We start from the raw sequence: 18,597 nt of genomic DNA on the forward strand, positions 1-18,597 counted from the left end.
GACCTCCTTGCGCCCACTATTGCCCCGCTGCCCTTCGCAGCCTGACGCCCCCCTTGTCGATCGTCACTACCTCGAAGCCATCGATTATGTCACCCACTCTCACGATTCGGTCGCCCACGACGGCAGCGGCGCCTTGGCCGCCGCTGACCACCGACTGCACCCGTTCGTTGAGCAAGTCGGACTCCTCCTCGTTCGTCTCCACGGACTGGCCGGGCACCGGACCCGCCGCGACCTTCGCCATCTGGCTTTGATCATTCGCCGAGGATTGCGCGATCTGCTGTTCTGCGAATGGATCGTAGGCCAATGCTTCCTCCAAGCTGACGACAGGCCACGATCGTCTAGTCGACTGCTGTTTGTCCTTGCTGCTGGCGACCGACTTGGCCACCGGCGCGCTCGGTTCTGGCGCAGATCCCTCCTCGTTTGGCAACGTGTGCCGGTTGAACATCAGCACGCCGATCAGCACGATCGCCAGGCCGGCCACCAGCAACCACTGCTTAGTCGATCCTCCCAACTCCAGCCGTTTCGTGTTAGCCATGCTGCGCCACCTCCTGGGCTGTCGGCGGCGCCTGCTGCAACCCGAAGTACAGGACAAGCGTCATCGTGATCGAGTACGCCTCCGCATCCGGCTCGCGCACAACGCTCAATCGTCCCAAATTGGTGAAGCGTGGGAGCGATTGCAGCCCACCCAAGAACTGGCACAGACTGGCGTACGATCCTCGCGACGAAATCAAAACTTCGATCTCCGAATACTGCTCGCGGTCGATGGGAAGCGCCGGTCGATAGTCGACCAACTCGAGACCCACTCGCTCCGCCAGGCCGCTGATTTGCCCTAAGAACTCGGCCTCTTGTGGTTCTTGAGGAATGCGCTGGTAGAGAGAAAGCGCCCGCGCTTCAGCCGCGGTGTTCTGTGCCAACAATTGTTGGTGTTCGTTGCGCGCTGCTTGCGCGCCGCGCAGATAGCGTCGCAAGTGATCCTCGCGCGACACCAGGTCGAACACTTGCTTGTCCAGCGGCCAAAACACCAGGCATAAGAGGCCACCCATGACCGACAGCACCAACGTTGCTCCGGCGGCATGCAGGAGCCAGCCAATGACATGCAGTCGCTGATCGAATTTTTCGGAAAGCAGCGAAGTCATCTTAGAAGCGACAATCCACTTGATAGGTAATTTCGTTGGATTCAGGTTGGGCGCCTAATATCGCGGCTTTCAAATCCACTTGTGCGAACAGGCCCGTGGATCGCAGCGCGAGCACGAACTTGGAGATCGCGATATTGTCGCGGCCAATCCCTTTGAGCGATAACTCGCGCACAATCACAAAGGCCTTAGACGCTTGTGTCTTGCGGTCGGCGCTGTTCACGACAGGCGCTGGTTCACGCCGGCTGACATAGCTCAATTCCTGCAGCCACACGCGACCTTGGCCGCGGCGGGCGCTGGAACTGGTGGCCGCCACCGTGGCTAGTGCCGGCGGCTCCGATTGGAGTCCGCCGAGCACGTTTTCTTGGTTGCCCACGTCGTTCAGGCGAATCCGCATCCGGCGATTGTCGGCCTGCAATTGCACCAACGATGCATACGATTGCTCGAGCGGATCGAGCGATTCGGCGGCGGTTTCAAACTCCGACTGTTTGATCCACCAGGCAGGCAAAAGAATCGTCCAACACACGGCGCACATCACCGCCCATTCGCGCAGCCGCGTCCATAACAGGGATTGAAATCGATATTGTCGGGGAAGCAGATTGATGCGGCTCATGACTCCCACCTCAAAGCCGACAAAGCCGCCGCAACGCCGTACATAGCCTCTGCCCCGCCCTCATCGCTCGGTTGCAGTCGCCAGCATTTCACTGGGACTTGCAACCTGTGGGCCAGAAAGGCGTCGGCGTTGCGTATCATCGCGCCGCCGCCAAATAGCCAGAAACGCGCAGGCAGCAAGTGAGGCCGTTGCACGCGCAAGTAAGCGAGCGTCTTGTTCAATTGTTCCAGCAAGCTCTGTAACGTCGAGATCGCCAGTTCCGCAGCGATCTCTTGAACGTCCGCCGACTCGTCGGCTCCGCCATTTGCGCTCGGCAAGCCAATGCGAGACAGCACTTCGATCGCCTCGCCATGCGTCAAACCCAGGCCAGCGGCGACAGCGTTCACCATCGGGCCAAATCCGCAATCGCGCAGATAACGCGTGAACAAAGGCTCGCCTCCGCGGACCACACACAGCGTCGCGCCAGTGTAGCCCCAATCGATGGCGCCAACGGACTGTGTGTCCCCGCCGCGTTCGACCAGATCGACGGCGCGACCCAGCGACTTAGGCAAGCCGTCCAACACCTCACACTGCAGTCCCGCTGTGCGCGCGCAATCGATCACTCCCTGCACCGTGTCGCAGCGCGCCGATAACACCATGATGTTGTCGATCTGAAACTGCGCGGAGTCGCCCGCATCTCGTGTTTCCCAAAAGTCGAATTCGCGTGGCTCATCGTCTTGAAACACAGTGGCCAGCTCGTTCTCGATGATCGCACGCCGCTCGTTGTCGCCAACCGCCGGAATCTTCATCGAACGCAAGTCAACCCATGGCATCGGCAAGGCAATCGCGATCCGGCGCCCCTCAAAGTCGCTGTCCTCCAAGAGCGCGCGCACCCGCTGCCCCAGCGCGCGGCCGGCGATGCCTGGCCGGCCCAACGCGGTAGTCAGAAATTCGGGATCGAGCTCAAACGTGGCGTGGTTTAGCCGTAGTTCGTCACCAGCGCGAGCAATCTGCGCCAGCTTCACGGCCTGAACTCCCAGGTCGATCCCGATCCAACCTCTGGAACCTGCGGTCAACAAACTCATGGCCTCCGTGCGTTGTTCTCGTCGTTGCGACCACGCGACCGATTGGCGATCTCGGCGAGCCGCTGTTCGATGCGTCCGGTCTTGGTGTCCATTTGCTTGAGCGTGGGAATAATTTCGCGCTTGTAGAGATCTTGTATCTCGCGCAGCACGATCTCGCTGCGTTCGCCACCTGCCAGAAACGCCTTGTCGGGCGTGATCGTGCGGACATCGGCGCGGGCCGCGGGAGGAAACTGAACGGTCCCGCTTCCCCACAAAGCGCCGGCGCCGAAGATCGCCGCCGCGATCAGACCACGCTCGAACCGTTGCCGCAGCGGCGCTGGTTGTTCTGACATAAGACACCTCATTTCTGATGTTGCGCGAATGTGGCAAAATCGAACATCGGGATCATGACCGCCAGCACAATGCACGCCACGATCACGCCAAGAACTACGATGATGAGCGGCTCCATCACGGTCATCATGGCCTTCAGGCGACTCTCCCCTTCTTCCTCATAAAACTCACCCATGATTTGTGACACCGAGGCCAGGTTGCCAGTGCGCTCTCCGGTGGCGAGCATGTGCGCCGCCGCGCTCGGGACAAAGGAGTGCTCGGCAACGGTGGGGCTCATGTCCTGCCCCCCCAGCACCGCCTCTTCCAAACGTACGAACAATTCGCGGTACATCAGGTTTTGGACCGAAGTGCGCGTGAGCCGGAGCGCCTCAAGCAGCGGCACTCCACTCTCAAGCATCATTCCCAGCAGCCGGAAGCTACGTCCGGTGAGCAGTGCCCGTGTAATCTTGTTGATCAACGGATTGTTCAATTGCAGACCATCGATCCAGGCGCGGCCGCGTTGGCTGGAGCGAAACGACAATACGCCAACCACCAGCGCCGCCGCCAAAGCGATCCATAAGATCAGATAGTGGCGCAACTCGCCGGCAAACGCCAGCAAGGCCCGGGTGATCATGGGTAGAGGCATGTCAGCGTCGGCGAACACTTCGGCGAAACGCGGCAGCACGAAGAACAATAGCGCGCCGATCACAATCAGCGAAACACTGCTTAGCACCACGGGATACGCTAATTGGGCTCGCAGCGCGCCCGATCGCTTGAGCTCCGTATTCAACATTTCGGTCAATCGGGCTAACACCTCTGGCAATCGTCCCGATGCCTCGCCGGCCGCCACGATCGCCACATAGGCCCCGCCGAACACGTGGCCTTGCGCGGCCAATGCCGCCGACACCGGCTTGCCTGCGGAGACGTCGCCATGCACTTTTTGCAGTGCGTCGCGCAACACCGGCTGACTCACCTGCGACGAAAGCGTTTGCAGCGCGGTGGCCAAGTCAGTGCCAGAGCGCGCCATCACTGCTAGTTGCGAGGTGAAGGTGAGCAACTCGCGCTTTGGCACGCGCTTGCGGAGCCATGGCATTCCTTTGGCAGCGACGATCGCCGGCGCTCGCTTGGTCGAGGCGGTCACTTCGACTGCAAACAGGCCTTTTTCGCGCAGCAGCTTCCTTACGTGCGCAACTGAATCGGCCGCCAGCACCCCACGGGTGAGCTCGCCTGACATCGATCTGGCCGAATAAAGGTAGTTCATAGGTTTTACTCAAAGAACGCCACGCGCATCGCTTCATCGAGACTGGTCTTGCCCTTCTCGGCCAACCGAATCCCCTCTTCAAGCAAGGTATGTCCGCCGTGTTCTCGATAATGTTTGCGGATCGTGGTGGCGCCAGGATCACGAGCGATCAACTCGCGCAGCTCTGGAGTGCAGTTCAATACTTCATAGATGCCCAATCGCCCGTGAAACCCCGTGTCGTGGCACTTGGGACAGCCCTGGCCACGCACGAACGGCCGACGATGATCTCCTTGGTAGTGCAAGGTTTGCAACAAGTGAGCCGGCGGATAATAGGTGGTAGCGCAATCGTGACAAACAGTGCGCACCAAGCGCTGCGCCACCACTCCGACTAGCGCCGAGGCCAGCTTGAACGGCTCCACGCCCATATCCACCAGGCGAGTGACCGCGCCGGAGCTGTCGTTGGTGTGGATGGTGCTTAGCACCAGATGTCCGGTGAGCGCCGCCTGCACGGCGACTTGAGCGGTTTCGGCATCGCGGATTTCGCCCACCATGATGATATCTGGGTCTTGCCGCAGGATCGACCGCAGTGCGCCCGCAAAGCCGAGAGAAGTGGCCTCCTCGACTTGCACCTGATTAATGGTGTCGAGTTGATATTCCACCGGGTCTTCGACTGTGACGATGTTCCGCTGCGCGGACTTCACCAGATCAAGCGCCGAATAGAGGGTCGTCGTTTTGCCGCTTCCTGTTGGGCCGCTCACCAGCAATAGGCCATACGGCTTGGCGAGCATGGACTTCACTGTGCCGAGCAGGTCGACGGGGAAGCCGAGCAAGTCGAGGTTGAAGTTCACTCGCCGTTTGTCCAGCACGCGCAACACGGCTTTCTCGCCCAGCACCGTGGGCAGAGTCGACACACGCAAGTCGATTTCGCGTCCTTCGATCACCACGTGCATGCGGCCATCTTGCGGCAGGCGATGTTCGGCGATGTCCATTTTGGCCATCACCTTGATGCGCGAAATGATCGCCGGATGAAAATCGTTGCGCGGCCGCAGCACTTCTCGCAGCATGCCATCGACGCGAAATCGCACTGTGGAATTGCGGCGGCCGGCCTCGATGTGGATGTCGCTCGCCCCTTGGCGAATCGCATGCACCAACAAGTAATTGACCAGCTTGATGATGGGGCTCCCCTCCATCATCGTTTCGACGCTTTCCAAATCGACGTCGACTGTATCGGCGTCCAGTTCCACGGCCGACTCATCGAGATCGGCGGTTACCGTGTCGACCTGGAAGCCGTCTTCGTAGCAGCGTTCAGTCATCCGCTGAATATTGCTGCTGATCGCGAAGACGGGCCGAATCTTCAAACCGGTGATGCGCTCCAGTTCATCGACTTGCTGCAAGTTCTGCGGCTCGGCCATCGCTACAGTCAATACGCCGCGCACGCGAAACAACGCCAAGGCGCGCAACTGTTCCGCCATGACCCGCGGCACGAGCTTCACCACGGCCGGGTCGACAAGCCCCTCGCGCAAGCGCACCGCCGCCACTCCCAACTGGTGTTGGATGTACGGCAGAATCTGTTCTTCGCTCAGGAATCCCAGTTCGATCAGCGCCTCGCCCAGCCGAACCTGCTTTTCGGATTGCCGATGTAGCGCCGTTTCCAACTCTTCGGGCGTAATCAGATCGGCGCCCAGTAGCTGCTCGCCCAGCGAAGCGAACGAGAACGATGAGCGCTCGCCGTGCGGGGCGCTTTTGGATCGCGGGGGAGTGGCGGCAGGAGGTGTGTGCAGAGTGGCCGTCATTCGGCGAAACTCCCGACGGCCGTGACCGCTTCTGTGAAGATCTCAAAGTGACGATCGACGCCAGTGACCATCAGAATATCGCGGCATAGCGGGTTGGGCGCCGCCAGTTTTAGCGCGCCGCCACGCTGTTGAAACGAGTCTTGGTAGTTGAGCAGCAGTTCCAAGCCCACGCTGTCCACCAAGGGCACGCGCGACAGATCGACCACTGCCCGTGGCTGTCCGGCGGCCAGGCACTCGTCAAACAAGCGCGCGACAAACGGCGACTGGTCCACCGTGATGGCATCATCACCGCGAATCAGGTCCACTGCGCCTTGTCTGGCTCGTTCGAACGCCATGTTGAACTATCCCACGGGCAACGACATGGTGAATTTGCTCCCTTTGTCGAGCTCGCTATGCACTGTGAGTCGACCGCCGTGCAATCGCACCACTTCATGCGCGAGCGACAACCCCAGTCCGCTCCCGGTCTCCTCTTGCACGCGCGGGTCGGAGCTGCGAAAGAACTTGTCAAAAATCTTGTTGAGCTCCTCAACCGCGATGCCGTAACCGGAGTCCTCCACATGGACGTGGACCTGATTACCCCCGACTTCCAAACTCAGGCCCACTCGGCCGCCGGCGGGTGTGTATTTGGCCGCGTTGCCCAACAGGTTGACCAGGGTGACGGTGATTTTGTCCTTGTCGATCTTGAGATCGGGGATCTTCTCGGGCAGCGCACGTTCGAAAGTGATTCCCTTTTGATCCATTTGGGGACGGACATGTTCAATCGTCTCGTTGAGCAGTCGTTCGAAATCCGTTGGCTGGCGATCGAGCGCAAGCGACCCCGCTTGCATGCGGCTGATGCTCAAAAGGTCGTCAATGAACCGGGCGAGTCGCGTCGCCTCGTTGTTGATGATGTTGCAGAATTCCTTTTGCTTCTCCACATCCAGATCGGTCATGCGACCTAGCGTTTCGGCGTAGGCCTTGATGTTCGCCAACGGCGTGCGCAGTTCATGTGTTGCCGAGTAGACGAACTGATTGCGCATCTGATCTGCGAGCTTCTGCTGCGTCACATCGCGCAGCGCCCAGATGTGTCCCCCAGACAACCCGCTGTCGGCCACTCGCAAAGGGTAACGCGCGACGCGCAATACGCCTTGAGACATATCGCCTGAACGCCCCAACTCCGCTACAACGTCGCGCAGCAGCGCGTCGGAGGCGAGCAAGGACTGATCGGCCTTGCGAGTCGCGTCGAGTCCGAGACACTCCGACATCTGACGCCCCTCGATGGCGTGGTCCTTCCAGCCGATCAAGGCACGCAGCGCGGGGTTGGCAAAGGTGATTTTTCCTTCGGCGTCGGTCACACCCACTCCGTCGGGCAGGCCGTTGAGAATTTGCTCCGCCTTGCGATTTCGAAAGCCATCTAGCACTTGATGCAGACGATTCTCCAGCGAATTGTCGGCTGGGGCTTCTTTCCGAGTGGTCAGCAATTTGTTCCAGCCGTTCGCCAACGCTCCGCCCGCGCGAATTGCGTCAAACTTCAGCGAGTGGCCGTCTCGCGTTGTCGCCGCCTGCCTCAACTGACGCTCGACTTCGGCCAGGGGCCGCGCCAGTCGTTGCAATCGCATGGCGCCCGCCGCGATGACCACAGCCGGCGCAATGATTGCCAGCGGGACAAACTCCGCCGCGGCGTGAATCGCCGACTGAATGCCATTGTCCAGCACGGCGATGCATACCTCGCCGACGGGCTCGTCTTGACGCACCAACGGGCTGCGATACTCGCGCACCGCGAGTTGATCGGCGTCCACGTAGCGCGCACAAATCACTTCTCCCCAATGTTGATTCGCAATTTCATGACTCGGGGCCACCTGGCCAATCTGTTCACGAGTTGAATGCGCAAGGTAGCGACCATTCTTGTCAATGACCGCGCAGTACAGTAGCGCGCCGTCAGCGCGCAGCTTTTCAACGGTAGGCTGTAGCGCCGCTTCTCCATGTCGCGAATACGCCGACAGGACTGCTGTGTTGACGCGACCCAACCGGTTAATGCATGCCACGTCGGTTTGCGAAGTCACCAGGGCGCGCACAAGCAGTGGCAAACCCACAATCAGGCACAACACCGCGGCCAAGCCAAACAACAGGTACGACGCCACAACGCGGCGCGTGAAGTTGAGATGACGTGGCTTGTTCGACATGATCGAATGCGCCTTTAGGAAGTGGTCGGCGCAGCCGACAATGCCAGGTGCTTTTCGATCACCGAAACCAGCGATTGTGGGCTGAACGGCTTGACCATCACTTCACGCACGCCCAAGTCGGAGTAAAGCGCCGCCAGGTCCAACTCGTAGCCCTTGGCGGTCAACATGATGATTGGCATATCCGCGTGCTGACCGTCGTGTCGCAAATGCGCGCACAACTCACAGCCGGTCATTTCCGGCATCTGATGGTCAGTCACGAGGATGTCGAAATCGCGCTGTGCAAACAATTCAAGCGCCTCTTTGCCGTGTCGGGCGGCGCTCACCTGGTAACCAGCTAGCTCCAGATTGAAGCGCACAACTTCACGGAGCGCCACATTGTCTTCCGCGACGAGCACTCTTTGTTTCATGACCCACTCACCCCAGTTCGACTGAGTTCCGGTCGCAGGCGCGCCAATCCGACACAGCGGTACCGTTTATCGGCGGCGCCAACGAAAAAGTTCGCTCAATCGGAAGAGTTTCGCTAGATTTACAGCTCTTACGCTAGCTGCTCAGCGCAAGCATAGGTCTGAATCATGTGATGCGGATTACAGGTACGCTAGCACAGCGTTGGTCGCCGCCGAGTCACTCGTTGCACTTTGGCGTTTCCCCCCGCATGGGCCGGCCGCAAGGCGCCGCATTCGTTTGAATACGCGGTCACGATTGTGCCGCCTCTAGCGAAACCACTGAATCTGCGACTCACGCATGCCGCGCGGCCGCGTCATGGTGAGATGCGCGCCGGGTTTGAGTGGGTTGCTCAGCGGACGATGAGAGCTACGCTTGCCGTGAGCTTGCAATGTCCAGCGCAGCTTGCGGATTTGACAATCGGGTAGTCCGCGCGCGAGGCAACGACGGTGAATCGACAATGGCCGAGGCAAATGCTGACGAATCGCTAGCCACACTTCGCGCCGCGCTGCGCGACACCTTTAATTGTGATTTTGAATTCTGGCGCGAGTCGTCTCACGGCTGGGAGCGACTGCCCGCTGGCCACGGAGTCAACACGAGCGGAATCACAACGGCGCCGTTGACCGAAGCACCACGCGAGCCCATGTTACGGAAGACGAAACACGCGGATCAGACCGAACTTGCGATTCCGCTGCGATTGTCCAATGGCTCGCGCGCTGTCGCCATCGGTGAACTGCCTACGTCCGAGGCCGACCTGGCGCTACGTTGCGCGCGACTGTTCACTGGCGACTGGTCAAAACGAGCGCAATTGGCCGAACGCGATGAGGAGTTGCGCGCGTTCGTTGGCCAAATCAGTTGCGACTTTGAAGAACTGACCTATTTGCGTTGCCTGGCCGACCACCTTGAAATCGCCGAGATAAGCGACGACGATTGGCAGGTCGCCCGCGCCATCCTGCCGATGCTCCGTCGACTGATCCGCGCAGAATACTTGGCGCTAGTTGCCAGCGGTGCGGAAGGAGACGACTCCCTGACTTGCCAAGTGGTGGTTCGCGACGGCGCGCAGTGCGTGCCCGACGAGACATTGCTCGGCATGATCGCGGAGTATAGCGGCGCGTGCAATGGCCAGCCGATTGTCAAGAATCATATTTCGGAGCGCGAAGTAGAGGGGCACTTTCCCGGCATCGATGCGTTCGTCCTTCAATCGGTCGCGCGCGGCGAGTTTCGATTGGGTTGGATCCTGGCTGTGAATCGTCAGCCACTTTCTTCGTTGGCGCTGGCCAACCTCGATCCTGCCAATGAGTTCGGCACTGTGGAAGCCAGTCTGTTATCGTCGAGCGCCGCGATGCTCGCCACCCATGGCCGCAACGTGCAGTTGTTCAAGGAGAAAGCCGCCCTGTTAGTCTCGGTGGTTCGCGCCCTTGTTTCCGCTTTGGACGCTAAAGATCCTTACACTTGCGGGCACAGCGAACGCGTTGCCTTGATTTCACAATGCCTTGGACGCAATTTGAATCTGATCGACACCGCGTGCGAACGGCTCTACCTCACCGGCCTGTTGCACGATATTGGCAAGATTGGCGTGCGCGACGTCGTCCTACGCAAACCGGGTTCGTTGGATAGCGATGAGCTCACTGAAATGCGGCAGCACCCGCTCGATGGTTGGGCGATTTTGCAGGACCTCGATCAGCTCAAGTATGTATTGCCTGGCGTCTTGCATCACCATGAACATTTCGACGGCAGTGGCTATCCGGATGGACTGGCCGGTGAACAAATCCCGCTCGATGCGCGCATTCTGGCTGTGGCCGATTCCTTCGACGCCATGACCAGTGACCGTCCTTATCGAAAGGGCATGTCCCACGAAGTCGTCGACGACATCCTTCGCTCTGGCGCTGAGCGACAATGGGATCCGCAGGTCGTCGACGCCTTTTTTCGCGCGAAAGCCGACATTATCGACATCTGCCGGAGCTACCAGCCCCATGCGCGCAAAGAGCGTGAATCCGCATGTCTGCCAATCGCGTAGCCGTCGCGCGGTGTCGCTCGTCGAATTGATGATCGCCGTAGCGGCGTCATCGATGTTGATGGCGGGGCTGGCGTCCACGATGTTCATTGCGCGGCAGTCAATTAACGTGGCTGCGGTGAATCCATCGATCGTCCGCGCGACAGCGGCCATGGAGGATCTGACGCACGATCTCATGTTCGCCGACGGCTTCAACGTGCGCACAACCACCGCCGTGGAATTCACCGTTCCTGACCGCACCGGTGATTCGAACGCAGAAACCATCCGTTACGAATGGTCGGGCAGTCCGGGCGCCCCGCTTTTGCGCCGCATCAACGGTGGTGACTGGGTCGAGACGGCCACTGCGCTCGAACTGCTGCAGCTCAGCTATCAACTGCGAACGGTCTCCACCTCCACAGGCGCTTCAAACCAATCGGCGGAAATGCGCTATGCGGAGGCCAACGCTCAGCAAAACCTGGTCAGCCATAATCTGACCAGCACCACGCCGGTCGGCAATTATTTGATTCCCGTCTTGCCCGCCAACACCACCAGTTGGCGCATCAGCCGCGTGCAACTGCGACTCAAATCCGCCGGCGCGATCGACGGTGTGGCGATGTTGCAGGTGCGCACCGCGATGGGAGGAGTAATGACGCCGACCAGCGTAGTGTTGGCCGACGCGACGATTTACGAGTCGCGGTTGACTAACAATTACCTATGGCACGAATTTGTCTTTCGCGATAGCCCGGAAGTCGGCGCCGTGGTGTCGCAGTGTATCGTGATTGTCTGGGCCAAAGGAGCGACGGCCTGTTCATTGGAATATCGCAGTTCAGGCTGCAACAATCCCAATACCGGACTGTTGAAGAGCAGCGCCAACGGCTTGGTCTGGACCGCGCGAGCCGTCGACTCGCTACAGATTCGAGTTTTTGGAACGGTGACCACTTCGACTCCCGCGGCCGCCAATAGCTTGTATCGGGTTAACCAGGTGGGAGTGCAGCTTCAGGTCGATGGCGCCGACACGCGAGTCGAATCAACCATTCCGATTCTCAACGCGCCGGAGGTCCAGGGGACATGACGCGACGACGGGAAGGCCAGCGATCTGGCTTCAGCCTGGTGGAAGTCTGCTTCTCCACGGTGATCACCGGTGTGCTGCTGGTGTCGGCGCTTGAGGTCTTTCGATCCTCAGTCTTGACGGGCGTTCAGACTGCGCGACGCGGGCGTGCCGACGCGCTCGCCAACGATCTCTTAAGCGAGATACTGTCACAGCCATATGTCGACACAGCCGGAACCGGCCCGCTGGGCTGCGACAGCGGCGAATCCTCAGTCAATCGCGGCGACTTCGACGATGTGGACGACTACCACAATTGGGACGAGTCGCCCCCGCAGTACAAAAATGGAACTACGCTGACCTATTTGGAAGGCTGGCGCCGGCAGGTCTCAGTTCAATATGCTTCCGCCACCGATCCCAACGTTAACGTTGGTTCCGATCAAGGGCTGAAGCGTGTGACGGTGACCATCAGCCGCCAGGGAGCCGTCCTCGCGACGGCCGTGGGTGTGCGCGCCAATATATGATGCCATCTACGCATACAACTTGGCTCGGCTCGTCAATGCGCCGCAGGGGTGTCACGTATATCGCCGTGATGGGCACGGCCGTGCTCGTATCGCTGCTCACTGTCACGGGTTTGTCGGTGGCGCGACTAAAGAACCGCGCATTCCGCTCTGCCAATGAGGCATACGAAGCGCGCAGGTATGCGCAAGCCGGATTGCAAATGGGGCTCTTGAAGATCAAGCAAGACTCCAATTGGCGAACGCTCGTTCCCAATGGAGACTGGGCCGTCAATCGCGAGATTGGCGCCGGCACGGTCACACTCTCCGGCGCCGATCCGGTCGATAACAACATTGCCAACTCGCAACTCAATCCACTGGTGCTCACCGCCAGTGGGCAAAAGGGAAGTGCGACGCAGAAACTGAAGATCACTCTTGTGCCGAATATGGTCCCCCTTGCCGCGCTCAACACTGCGCTGCATGCCGCTGGCACAGTTACGATCGACAATGGCGATTCAGCCGATCCCGACAACGGTCCGATCTCCACCAACGGGCAAATTGACAACAACGGCGCGATTTATGGCGACGCTCATTGCCAAAGCTTCCTGAACGCCGGCTCGGTGTATGGCCAGCGCGTCACCGGCGCGCCGGCCAAGCCCATGCCAGACTCGACTGTGATACCAGCCTATATCGCTATGGCCACCGCAATCGGCAATCCGGGTGTCATCGAGCACCTGACACTCGCGCCGGGTCGCAACCCGATCTCAGGTTCGCTCAACTCCGATGGCGTCTATTACATTAACGCCAGTTCGGGCGACTTGACGATCCGCAACTGCCGCATCAACGGCACGCTGATCGTTCGGCTAGGCATCGGACGCAAGTTGAAAATCGACAACGCCGTGTTAATGCACAACTATCGCCCCGACTTTCCCGTGCTGATTGTCGACGGCGACCAAGGTCTGGTTGAGATCTCGCTTGGCAGCACTCTCTTTGGCCTGTCAGAATTGTTGAACTTCACCAACTTCAATCCCAGCGGCGCCCCCTACAACGGCTACACCGATGGCCTGACGGACGACTTTTACCCCAACGAGATACAAGGGCTAGTACACAGTCGCAGCCCGATCACGTTCAAGGACTCGCCACGCATCAAGGGCGTGGTGCTTTGCGAAAGTTCCGTGAGCTTCGAGAGCTCCTGCAGCCTCATCCAAAACAGCGCCATCTATCGCAATCCGCCGTATCTCTATTGGACCATCGACGGCATGAAAGCCTTGCCGGGCGAGATCCGCCAATTGGTGGACTAGCGGCCGCTATCTGCTTCGGCGGTTGTTTATCGGTGAGGTCGAACTACACGCGCTTGCTTAGCTTGTCGGCCAATCGATCGAGCGCCTTGCTGCGGTCTTCGACACCGATGTGCGCTTGAATCAAACTCATCCCCTTGCGATCGGCGAGCGCCGCGACCAGCGCTTGCTCAAACTCGTCCTCTGTGCGCACATCGTAGCCCGTTCCTCCCCCCAGTACTTCCGGCAGGCGGTGGTATCGCCAGGGGTGAATGTCGTTGAAATCGCCGGGGTGCAAGAACCGCTCGGTGCCATATCCCTTGTTGTCGAGCACGATCACGATCGGATCGAAACCGTAGCGCACAATGGTCGATAGTTCCATGCCGGTCATCTGAAAAGCGCCGTCTCCCACGATGCAAATCACGCGCGTCGAGGAGCGCGCAAAACTGGCGCCCAGCGTCGCCGGCACAGCAAACCCCATCGACGTGTAGTAGGCTGGGCTAATGAACTCTGTTCGCTGCCGAATCACCAGGTCGCTTGCGCCAAACAGCGCGTCGCCCACATCGGCGATGACAATCGTGTTGTCGTCCAAGGCGTCGTTCAACCGCCGGAACAAATTCGCGATTGTCAGCGCCGCCCCTGCTTGAGGCGCAAACGGCTTGCTGCTTGCGCCCGCGCGCGCCGGCAACCCGCGCTGCCCGGGCGCGGGTTTACGGGCCGTTAGCTCGCGAATGAAATCGCCTAGCAACACGTTGTCGAAGCGGTGATGTCGGATTTGCAGGGTCTCGCTGTTCGCGAGTATGCATCGATTCGGATCGAGCTTGGCAGTGAAGATTCCCAGGTTGATGTCGGTCATGAACTCGCCGAGCAAAATCACGCAGTCGCTGTCCTCCACGAACTGCGTCACTTCGTCGCGGCTCATGGCCCCTTCGTAAAGTCCCACGTACAGCGGATGCGTCTCGCTCACCGCGCTCTTGCCCAGCAAGGTGGCGGCAATCGGTATCTTCGACTGTTCCGCAAAGCCAGTCAGTCGATCGGCCAGCCCAAAGCGATGAATCTCCACCCCCGCGATAATCACGGGCCGCTCCGCGCGCGAGATCATCTGTGCCGCTTCGTCCACGGCTTCCGCCAGGGCCGCCGGTTCACTAGTGAGCGCGGGAAAGGCGTAACGGTAAGGAGTCTCCGGCACGGCGCGAACCATGTCGCGCGGAATCTCGATGTAGCCCGGCCGCTTGTAACGCGCCACGGCGTTGAGTACCCGGTCGATTTCACGAAAGGCCGTAAACGGATCGTTCAGTTCCGTGGCTGCAACACAAATCTTTTCAAACACTTCGTACTGCGTGCGAAAATCGCGGACCCGATGGTGCAAAAGCGGGTTGTTCACCCGCTCCGCCAGGCCGGGCGATCCGGTGATCATCACCACCGGCGATTTCTCCGCGTAAGCGCCCGCGATCGAATTGCAAACACTCAACCCGCCGACGCAATAGGTCACGCAGACGGCGCCCATGCCATGCACACGCGCATAGGCGTCGGCGGCAAAGCCCGCGTTGTCCTCCCGTGTGCAGCCAATCACCTGAATCGGGCTTTGACTCAACTGTGCGTAGAACGCCAGGATATAGTCTCCCGGTATCCCGAAGACATGGCCGATGCCGTAATCTTGCAGCCGACGAATTAGATAGTCGGCGATAGTCACGCCCGATACGAATGGAACAGGAACGCCTCCGGCCGCCGCTTCAATCGTCATGTCGGCTCCCGAAAATCCAAGTGGATATTGTACGCCGATGCTCCGGATCGGCTCGCCACAAATGAATTATCGCCAAAGGAGCAGTTGGGACAATGCGAAGCTCCAAGGGCAGCGGCATCTGACCATTGTGGTTCATGCATGAAAATCACGACCGCCGGCAGTATCATGCAGACCCGCTTAAAATAGAATCGCCTACCAACCCACTTTGCGGATGGCTCAATGTACTCCTCTGCTATTCTCCAACAGCGAGCTTGGTTCGTTCTCGCAGCGCTGGCCACGTTTTGTCTTCAGTTTCATTTGGCAATGGCTGTTCAATTCCGCGCGGGCTGCGCGGCGATTGATGTGTCGCCTCGCGTCTTGCCGGCGATTCGGAACGGCGGATTTCTGGAGGCCACCAGCAACCGGGTGGACGATCCACTGTATGCTCGTTGCCTCGTGCTGGCCGATGACCATTTGACGCTGGCAATCGTCGTGGTCGATTCTTGTATGATTCCGCGCGACATCTGCGACAAGATCAAAATTCGCGCTGAAGCGGCGACCGGCATACCCGCGAATCGCATCTTGATTGCGGCCACGCACACTCACAGCGCTCCGAGCTTGATGGATTTCTGTTTAGGCGCGCGTCAGGACGCCGCGTATGTCGAGTACTTTGTCCCTCGCGTGGCGGAAGGAATCACCCAGGCGCACGCGCTGCTCGCGCCCGCCCAAGCGGGTTGGTCAAAAACTACGGCGCCCGAGCACACGCACTGCCGCCGCTGGCTCGTGCGGCCGGAACACACCGCGGTCGATCCGTTTGGCGACAAGACAGTTCGCGCGATGATGCATCCCGGTTATCAGAACCCCACATATCTGTCCCCCGCCGGCCCGGTGGACGCCGATCTCACGCTGTTCAGCATCCAAACGATGGATAGTCGGCCATTGGCCGTGCTGGCGAACTTTTCGATGCACTATTTTGGCCACGGCGACGGGTTCTCGGCCGACTACTTTGGGGAGTTCGCTGGCTATCTCGAAGGCAAATTGCGGCGCGACGGCGCGATGCCGTTCGTCGGCATCATGTCGCAAGGAACCAGCGGCGATTTGCATTGGATGGATTATTCGCGTCCTCAGCGAATCGGCTATTCGCGCCAACAGTACGCCCAAGAACTCGGCGATCTGGCCCTGACCGCCTTGGGCCAAATCGCTTATCGCTCTGATGTCTCGCTGGCAATGGCAGAATCGAAGCTGACACTCGCGCGTCGCCTGCCCTCGCCAGAGCGAATCGAGCGGGCCGCAGCGATCAATCGTCAACGCGGCGAGCGACGCCCACAAGACTTGCCCGAGGTCTACGCCGAACAGGCGATCTGGATGCGCGATCATCCCAATACTGAACTGGTGCTGCAGGCCGTTCGCCTTGGCGAGTTGGGAATCGCGGCGATTCCCAACGAGGTCTTTTCGATTACCGGGTTGCGGCTCAAGGCGCAGTCGCCTTTCCAACCGCTCATGAACATGGAACTGGCCAATGGCGCCGAAGGCTACATTCCGCCACGCGAGCAGCATTTTTTGGGTGGCTACACCACCTGGCCTGCGCGCAGCGCCGGTCTGGAGGTCGACGCCGAATCGAAGATAATTGCCGCCCTGCTCGACCTGCTGGAACAAGTTTCGGGCGGCACACGGCGGCCCGCTCCTGCCGATGAAGACCTCTACACCGGGGATCAATTGGCGGCGCAAAGGAAGGCGGAGGCCGACGACAACAATCGCGAGAATCGCGGCGCCGCGAACGTAACCAATTAGGCGCCGCCGCAACTTTCGTCGGCCTTCTCCTCGGCGGCGCTGCGACGATAGTAGTTCGGGGCAAGAGCCCACAGGTCATCGCGTCGGCCAGCCATCCAATCGCGCGCCGCCAACTGTCCCACCGTGCTGGCCCGTGGATGCCACGTCCGGGGATCGGCCGGCGCGGAATGCGCGGGTAGTTGCTGACCGATCCGCTCCAGCATCGGCCCACTCACTCGCATTCCCGGCGCCAGCAACTGCAGCCAATCGTCGACGTTGATGATTGTCACGGGCGACAACTCTTGCAAGATCGCATCCGGCCGCCTCTCGTAACAAGAGCTAAACAATTGTTTTCGCTGCGCGTCGAAGACCACGGTCACGCAGCCCGGCTCAGTCAACGATTGCTCGGCGATCGCCTCTAGGGTGTTCACACCGAGCACGGCGCCTCCCGTAGCGTAGGCCCACGTCTTGGCGGTCATCACTCCCACGCGCAATCCGGTGAATGATCCGGGGCCAATAGCGACCGCAGTCAACTGCACGTCCGCCGAACGCCAGCCGACCTCGGCCAGCAACTGCTGGATCGCTGGCGCGAGCGATTGCGCGCTGCGCTGTCGAGGATCAAGCGCAGCTTCGTGCAGCAACTTTTTACCGGAAAGCGCCGCCACACTGCCGGCCGTGCCGGTCGTCTCCAGCGCCAAGATCCGCAGGTCGCCACTCATGGCGACCGCGCCTTCACAAACTCTGGCAGCAACTGCGCCAGCAGCGCGTCGTGCGGGTAGGGATGTCCCACGTGCTGACGAAACGCCTCGGCATGTACCGCACCACATTCCGTGCCGCGCGCGCGCGACCAGCGCTCCTGGCTCTCCAGATATTCGTCGACGCCATGCTGAGCCCGCAACCAACCGCGCTGGCTATCGTGGCAGGCCAGCATTTGGCGCTTGGTGTCGAACACACTCGTGACATCCACATAGAAGTCGGGCACGATGGCGTTGCCAAACAGGTCTTCGCCCTGCAACGGATCCACGTAATACAGGTGAGGAATCTTTGCTGTGGCAGCCGCCGGTTCCCATTGACGAGTCGCGTAGTTTGGGCAGCTTGCGTTGAATGCGGCGTCACGCACCAGGCGGCTGGTCGCTTCGTGGTCATCCATGTAGTCGACGGGGGGCGCAGTCAAGATGACATCTGGTCGCAAGCGCCGAACGAGTTCTGTGACTCGCCGTTTGGAGTCGTTGTCGATCACAATCGAAAGATCACGAAACTCCAAACAGCGGTATTCCGCGCCGATCAGTTCCGCCGCGCGACGCGCTTCCGCGCGTCGCACCGCCGCGATCTTATCCGGACCCAACTCGCGGCTACCACAATCGCCCGGCGTCATGGTGCCGATCGTTATCTGGTGGCCACGTGCGGCCAATAGCGCCAACGTGCCTGCGCATTGAAATTCCACATCGTCCGGATGGGCATGGATCGCTAGTACGCTCAAGGTTGTCAAATCGCGACTCCGCTTTTGAGCCGATAGTGCCCCGGCTGAGTTTAGTGG

General features: G+C 60.0%; 18 protein-coding genes. 5 read left to right on the forward strand and 13 right to left on the reverse strand.

Features of this window, described 5'->3' with window-relative positions; translation table 11 throughout:
* Positions 1–16 precede the first annotated feature (16 nt).
* The 10 genes from K1X71_03735 to K1X71_03780 are packed head-to-tail and all read right to left on the reverse strand — an operon-like array spanning position 17 to position 8,721.
* Positions 17–535 carry a hypothetical protein gene (locus tag K1X71_03735; protein MBX7072234.1) on the reverse strand — a complete coding sequence of 173 codons (519 nt, stop codon included), beginning with the start codon at positions 533–535 and terminating at the stop codon, positions 17–19.
* On the reverse strand, positions 528–1,136 hold the full coding sequence (locus tag K1X71_03740; GenBank protein MBX7072235.1) for a type 4a pilus biogenesis protein PilO: 609 nt from the start codon (positions 1,134–1,136) through the stop codon (positions 528–530). Before K1X71_03740 ends, K1X71_03735 begins: the two co-directional genes overlap by 8 nt.
* Before the next feature lies 1 nt (position 1,137).
* Positions 1,138–1,746: a PilN domain-containing protein gene (locus tag K1X71_03745; protein ID MBX7072236.1), complete on the reverse strand. Its 609-nt coding sequence runs from the start codon at positions 1,744–1,746 to the stop codon at positions 1,138–1,140.
* Positions 1,743–2,810 (reverse strand): pilus assembly protein PilM, encoded by a 1,068-nt coding sequence (gene pilM / locus K1X71_03750; protein ID MBX7072237.1) that lies wholly within the window; start codon positions 2,808–2,810, stop codon positions 1,743–1,745. The genes K1X71_03745 and pilM overlap by 4 nt, the downstream gene beginning before the upstream one ends.
* Positions 2,807–3,142, reverse strand: coding sequence for a hypothetical protein (locus tag K1X71_03755; protein MBX7072238.1), 336 nt, complete (start codon positions 3,140–3,142; stop codon positions 2,807–2,809). Before K1X71_03755 ends, pilM begins: the two co-directional genes overlap by 4 nt.
* An 8-nt stretch (positions 3,143–3,150) precedes the next feature.
* Positions 3,151–4,380: a type II secretion system F family protein gene (locus K1X71_03760; protein MBX7072239.1), complete on the reverse strand. Its 1,230-nt coding sequence runs from the start codon at positions 4,378–4,380 to the stop codon at positions 3,151–3,153.
* 5 nt (positions 4,381–4,385) lie between these two features.
* Positions 4,386–6,152, reverse strand: coding sequence for a Flp pilus assembly complex ATPase component TadA (gene tadA / locus K1X71_03765; GenBank protein MBX7072240.1), 1,767 nt, complete (start codon positions 6,150–6,152; stop codon positions 4,386–4,388).
* Entirely contained in the window at positions 6,149–6,487 is a 339-nt protein-coding gene (locus K1X71_03770) for an STAS domain-containing protein (GenBank protein MBX7072241.1), read from the reverse strand. Before K1X71_03770 ends, tadA begins: the two co-directional genes overlap by 4 nt.
* Before the next feature lie 6 nt (positions 6,488–6,493).
* Positions 6,494–8,314: a cell wall metabolism sensor histidine kinase WalK gene (locus K1X71_03775; protein ID MBX7072242.1), complete on the reverse strand. Its 1,821-nt coding sequence runs from the start codon at positions 8,312–8,314 to the stop codon at positions 6,494–6,496.
* Positions 8,315–8,328: 14 nt separating this feature from the next.
* Positions 8,329–8,721 carry a response regulator gene (locus K1X71_03780; protein MBX7072243.1) on the reverse strand — a complete coding sequence of 131 codons (393 nt, stop codon included), beginning with the start codon at positions 8,719–8,721 and terminating at the stop codon, positions 8,329–8,331.
* A gap of 494 nt (positions 8,722–9,215) precedes the next feature.
* On the opposite strand from K1X71_03780, the gene K1X71_03785 reads away from it, so the two are divergent.
* The 4 genes from K1X71_03785 (at position 9,216) to K1X71_03800 (ending at position 13,591) form a co-directional block, all read left to right on the forward strand.
* A complete protein-coding gene (locus K1X71_03785; GenBank protein ID MBX7072244.1) occupies positions 9,216–10,772 on the forward strand; it encodes an HD-GYP domain-containing protein in 1,557 nt (518 codons plus the stop codon).
* Positions 10,729–11,820, forward strand: a complete 1,092-nt coding sequence (locus K1X71_03790) for a hypothetical protein (protein ID MBX7072245.1) — start codon at positions 10,729–10,731, stop codon at positions 11,818–11,820. The genes K1X71_03785 and K1X71_03790 overlap by 44 nt, the downstream gene beginning before the upstream one ends.
* On the forward strand, positions 11,817–12,317 hold the full coding sequence (locus K1X71_03795; protein MBX7072246.1) for a hypothetical protein: 501 nt from the start codon (positions 11,817–11,819) through the stop codon (positions 12,315–12,317). Before K1X71_03790 ends, K1X71_03795 begins: the two co-directional genes overlap by 4 nt.
* Before the next feature lie 68 nt (positions 12,318–12,385).
* Positions 12,386–13,591, forward strand: coding sequence for a hypothetical protein (locus tag K1X71_03800; protein ID MBX7072247.1), 1,206 nt, complete (start codon positions 12,386–12,388; stop codon positions 13,589–13,591).
* Between the two features lie 43 nt (positions 13,592–13,634).
* On the opposite strand, the gene K1X71_03805 is transcribed toward K1X71_03800, so the two are convergent.
* A complete protein-coding gene (locus tag K1X71_03805) occupies positions 13,635–15,311 on the reverse strand; it encodes an alpha-keto acid decarboxylase family protein (GenBank protein ID MBX7072248.1) in 1,677 nt (558 codons plus the stop codon).
* A gap of 303 nt (positions 15,312–15,614) precedes the next feature.
* On the opposite strand from K1X71_03805, the gene K1X71_03810 reads away from it, so the two are divergent.
* Complete coding sequence (locus K1X71_03810; GenBank protein ID MBX7072249.1) at positions 15,615–17,081, forward strand: hypothetical protein; 1,467 nt, start codon at positions 15,615–15,617, stop codon at positions 17,079–17,081.
* Here K1X71_03810 and tsaB read toward each other — a convergent pair.
* Together tsaB and K1X71_03820 are read right to left on the reverse strand one after the other, a co-directional pair.
* The gene (gene tsaB / locus K1X71_03815) at positions 17,078–17,779 is read right to left on the reverse strand and encodes a tRNA (adenosine(37)-N6)-threonylcarbamoyltransferase complex dimerization subunit type 1 TsaB (protein MBX7072250.1); all 702 of its coding nucleotides are present in this window, start codon (positions 17,777–17,779) and stop codon (positions 17,078–17,080) included. The genes K1X71_03810 and tsaB overlap by 4 nt on opposite strands.
* On the reverse strand, positions 17,776–18,549 hold the full coding sequence (locus tag K1X71_03820; GenBank protein MBX7072251.1) for a PIG-L family deacetylase: 774 nt from the start codon (positions 18,547–18,549) through the stop codon (positions 17,776–17,778). Before K1X71_03820 ends, tsaB begins: the two co-directional genes overlap by 4 nt.
* Between the last annotated feature and the right edge of the window lie 48 nt (positions 18,550–18,597).

This window comes from Pirellulales bacterium (genome assembly GCA_019694455.1).
Taxonomy (GTDB): Bacteria; Planctomycetota; Planctomycetia; order Pirellulales; family JAEUIK01; genus JAIBBY01.

Excerpts from the sequence above, each read along its gene's own strand:
- tadA (MBX7072240.1), bottom strand. The coding sequence starts at position 6,152 with ATGACGGCCACTCTGCACACACCTCCTGCCGCCACTCCCCCGCGATCC.
- K1X71_03745 (MBX7072236.1), bottom strand. The coding sequence starts at position 1,746 with ATGAGCCGCATCAATCTGCTTCCCCGACAATATCGATTTCAATCCCTG.
- K1X71_03740 (MBX7072235.1), bottom strand. The coding sequence starts at position 1,136 with ATGACTTCGCTGCTTTCCGAAAAATTCGATCAGCGACTGCATGTCATT.
- K1X71_03780 (MBX7072243.1), bottom strand. The coding sequence starts at position 8,721 with ATGAAACAAAGAGTGCTCGTCGCGGAAGACAATGTGGCGCTCCGTGAA.
- K1X71_03785 (MBX7072244.1), top strand. The coding sequence starts at position 9,216 with ATGGCCGAGGCAAATGCTGACGAATCGCTAGCCACACTTCGCGCCGCG.
- pilM (MBX7072237.1), bottom strand. The coding sequence starts at position 2,810 with ATGAGTTTGTTGACCGCAGGTTCCAGAGGTTGGATCGGGATCGACCTG.
- K1X71_03755 (MBX7072238.1), bottom strand. The coding sequence starts at position 3,142 with ATGTCAGAACAACCAGCGCCGCTGCGGCAACGGTTCGAGCGTGGTCTG.
- K1X71_03810 (MBX7072249.1), top strand. The coding sequence starts at position 15,615 with ATGGCTGTTCAATTCCGCGCGGGCTGCGCGGCGATTGATGTGTCGCCT.
- K1X71_03805 (MBX7072248.1), bottom strand. The coding sequence starts at position 15,311 with ATGACGATTGAAGCGGCGGCCGGAGGCGTTCCTGTTCCATTCGTATCG.
- K1X71_03770 (MBX7072241.1), bottom strand. The coding sequence starts at position 6,487 with ATGGCGTTCGAACGAGCCAGACAAGGCGCAGTGGACCTGATTCGCGGT.
- tsaB (MBX7072250.1), bottom strand. The coding sequence starts at position 17,779 with ATGAGTGGCGACCTGCGGATCTTGGCGCTGGAGACGACCGGCACGGCC.
- K1X71_03800 (MBX7072247.1), top strand. The coding sequence starts at position 12,386 with ATGGGCACGGCCGTGCTCGTATCGCTGCTCACTGTCACGGGTTTGTCG.
- K1X71_03790 (MBX7072245.1), top strand. The coding sequence starts at position 10,729 with ATGCGCGCAAAGAGCGTGAATCCGCATGTCTGCCAATCGCGTAGCCGT.
- K1X71_03795 (MBX7072246.1), top strand. The coding sequence starts at position 11,817 with ATGACGCGACGACGGGAAGGCCAGCGATCTGGCTTCAGCCTGGTGGAA.
- K1X71_03760 (MBX7072239.1), bottom strand. The coding sequence starts at position 4,380 with ATGAACTACCTTTATTCGGCCAGATCGATGTCAGGCGAGCTCACCCGT.
- K1X71_03735 (MBX7072234.1), bottom strand. The coding sequence starts at position 535 with ATGGCTAACACGAAACGGCTGGAGTTGGGAGGATCGACTAAGCAGTGG.
- K1X71_03775 (MBX7072242.1), bottom strand. The coding sequence starts at position 8,314 with ATGTCGAACAAGCCACGTCATCTCAACTTCACGCGCCGCGTTGTGGCG.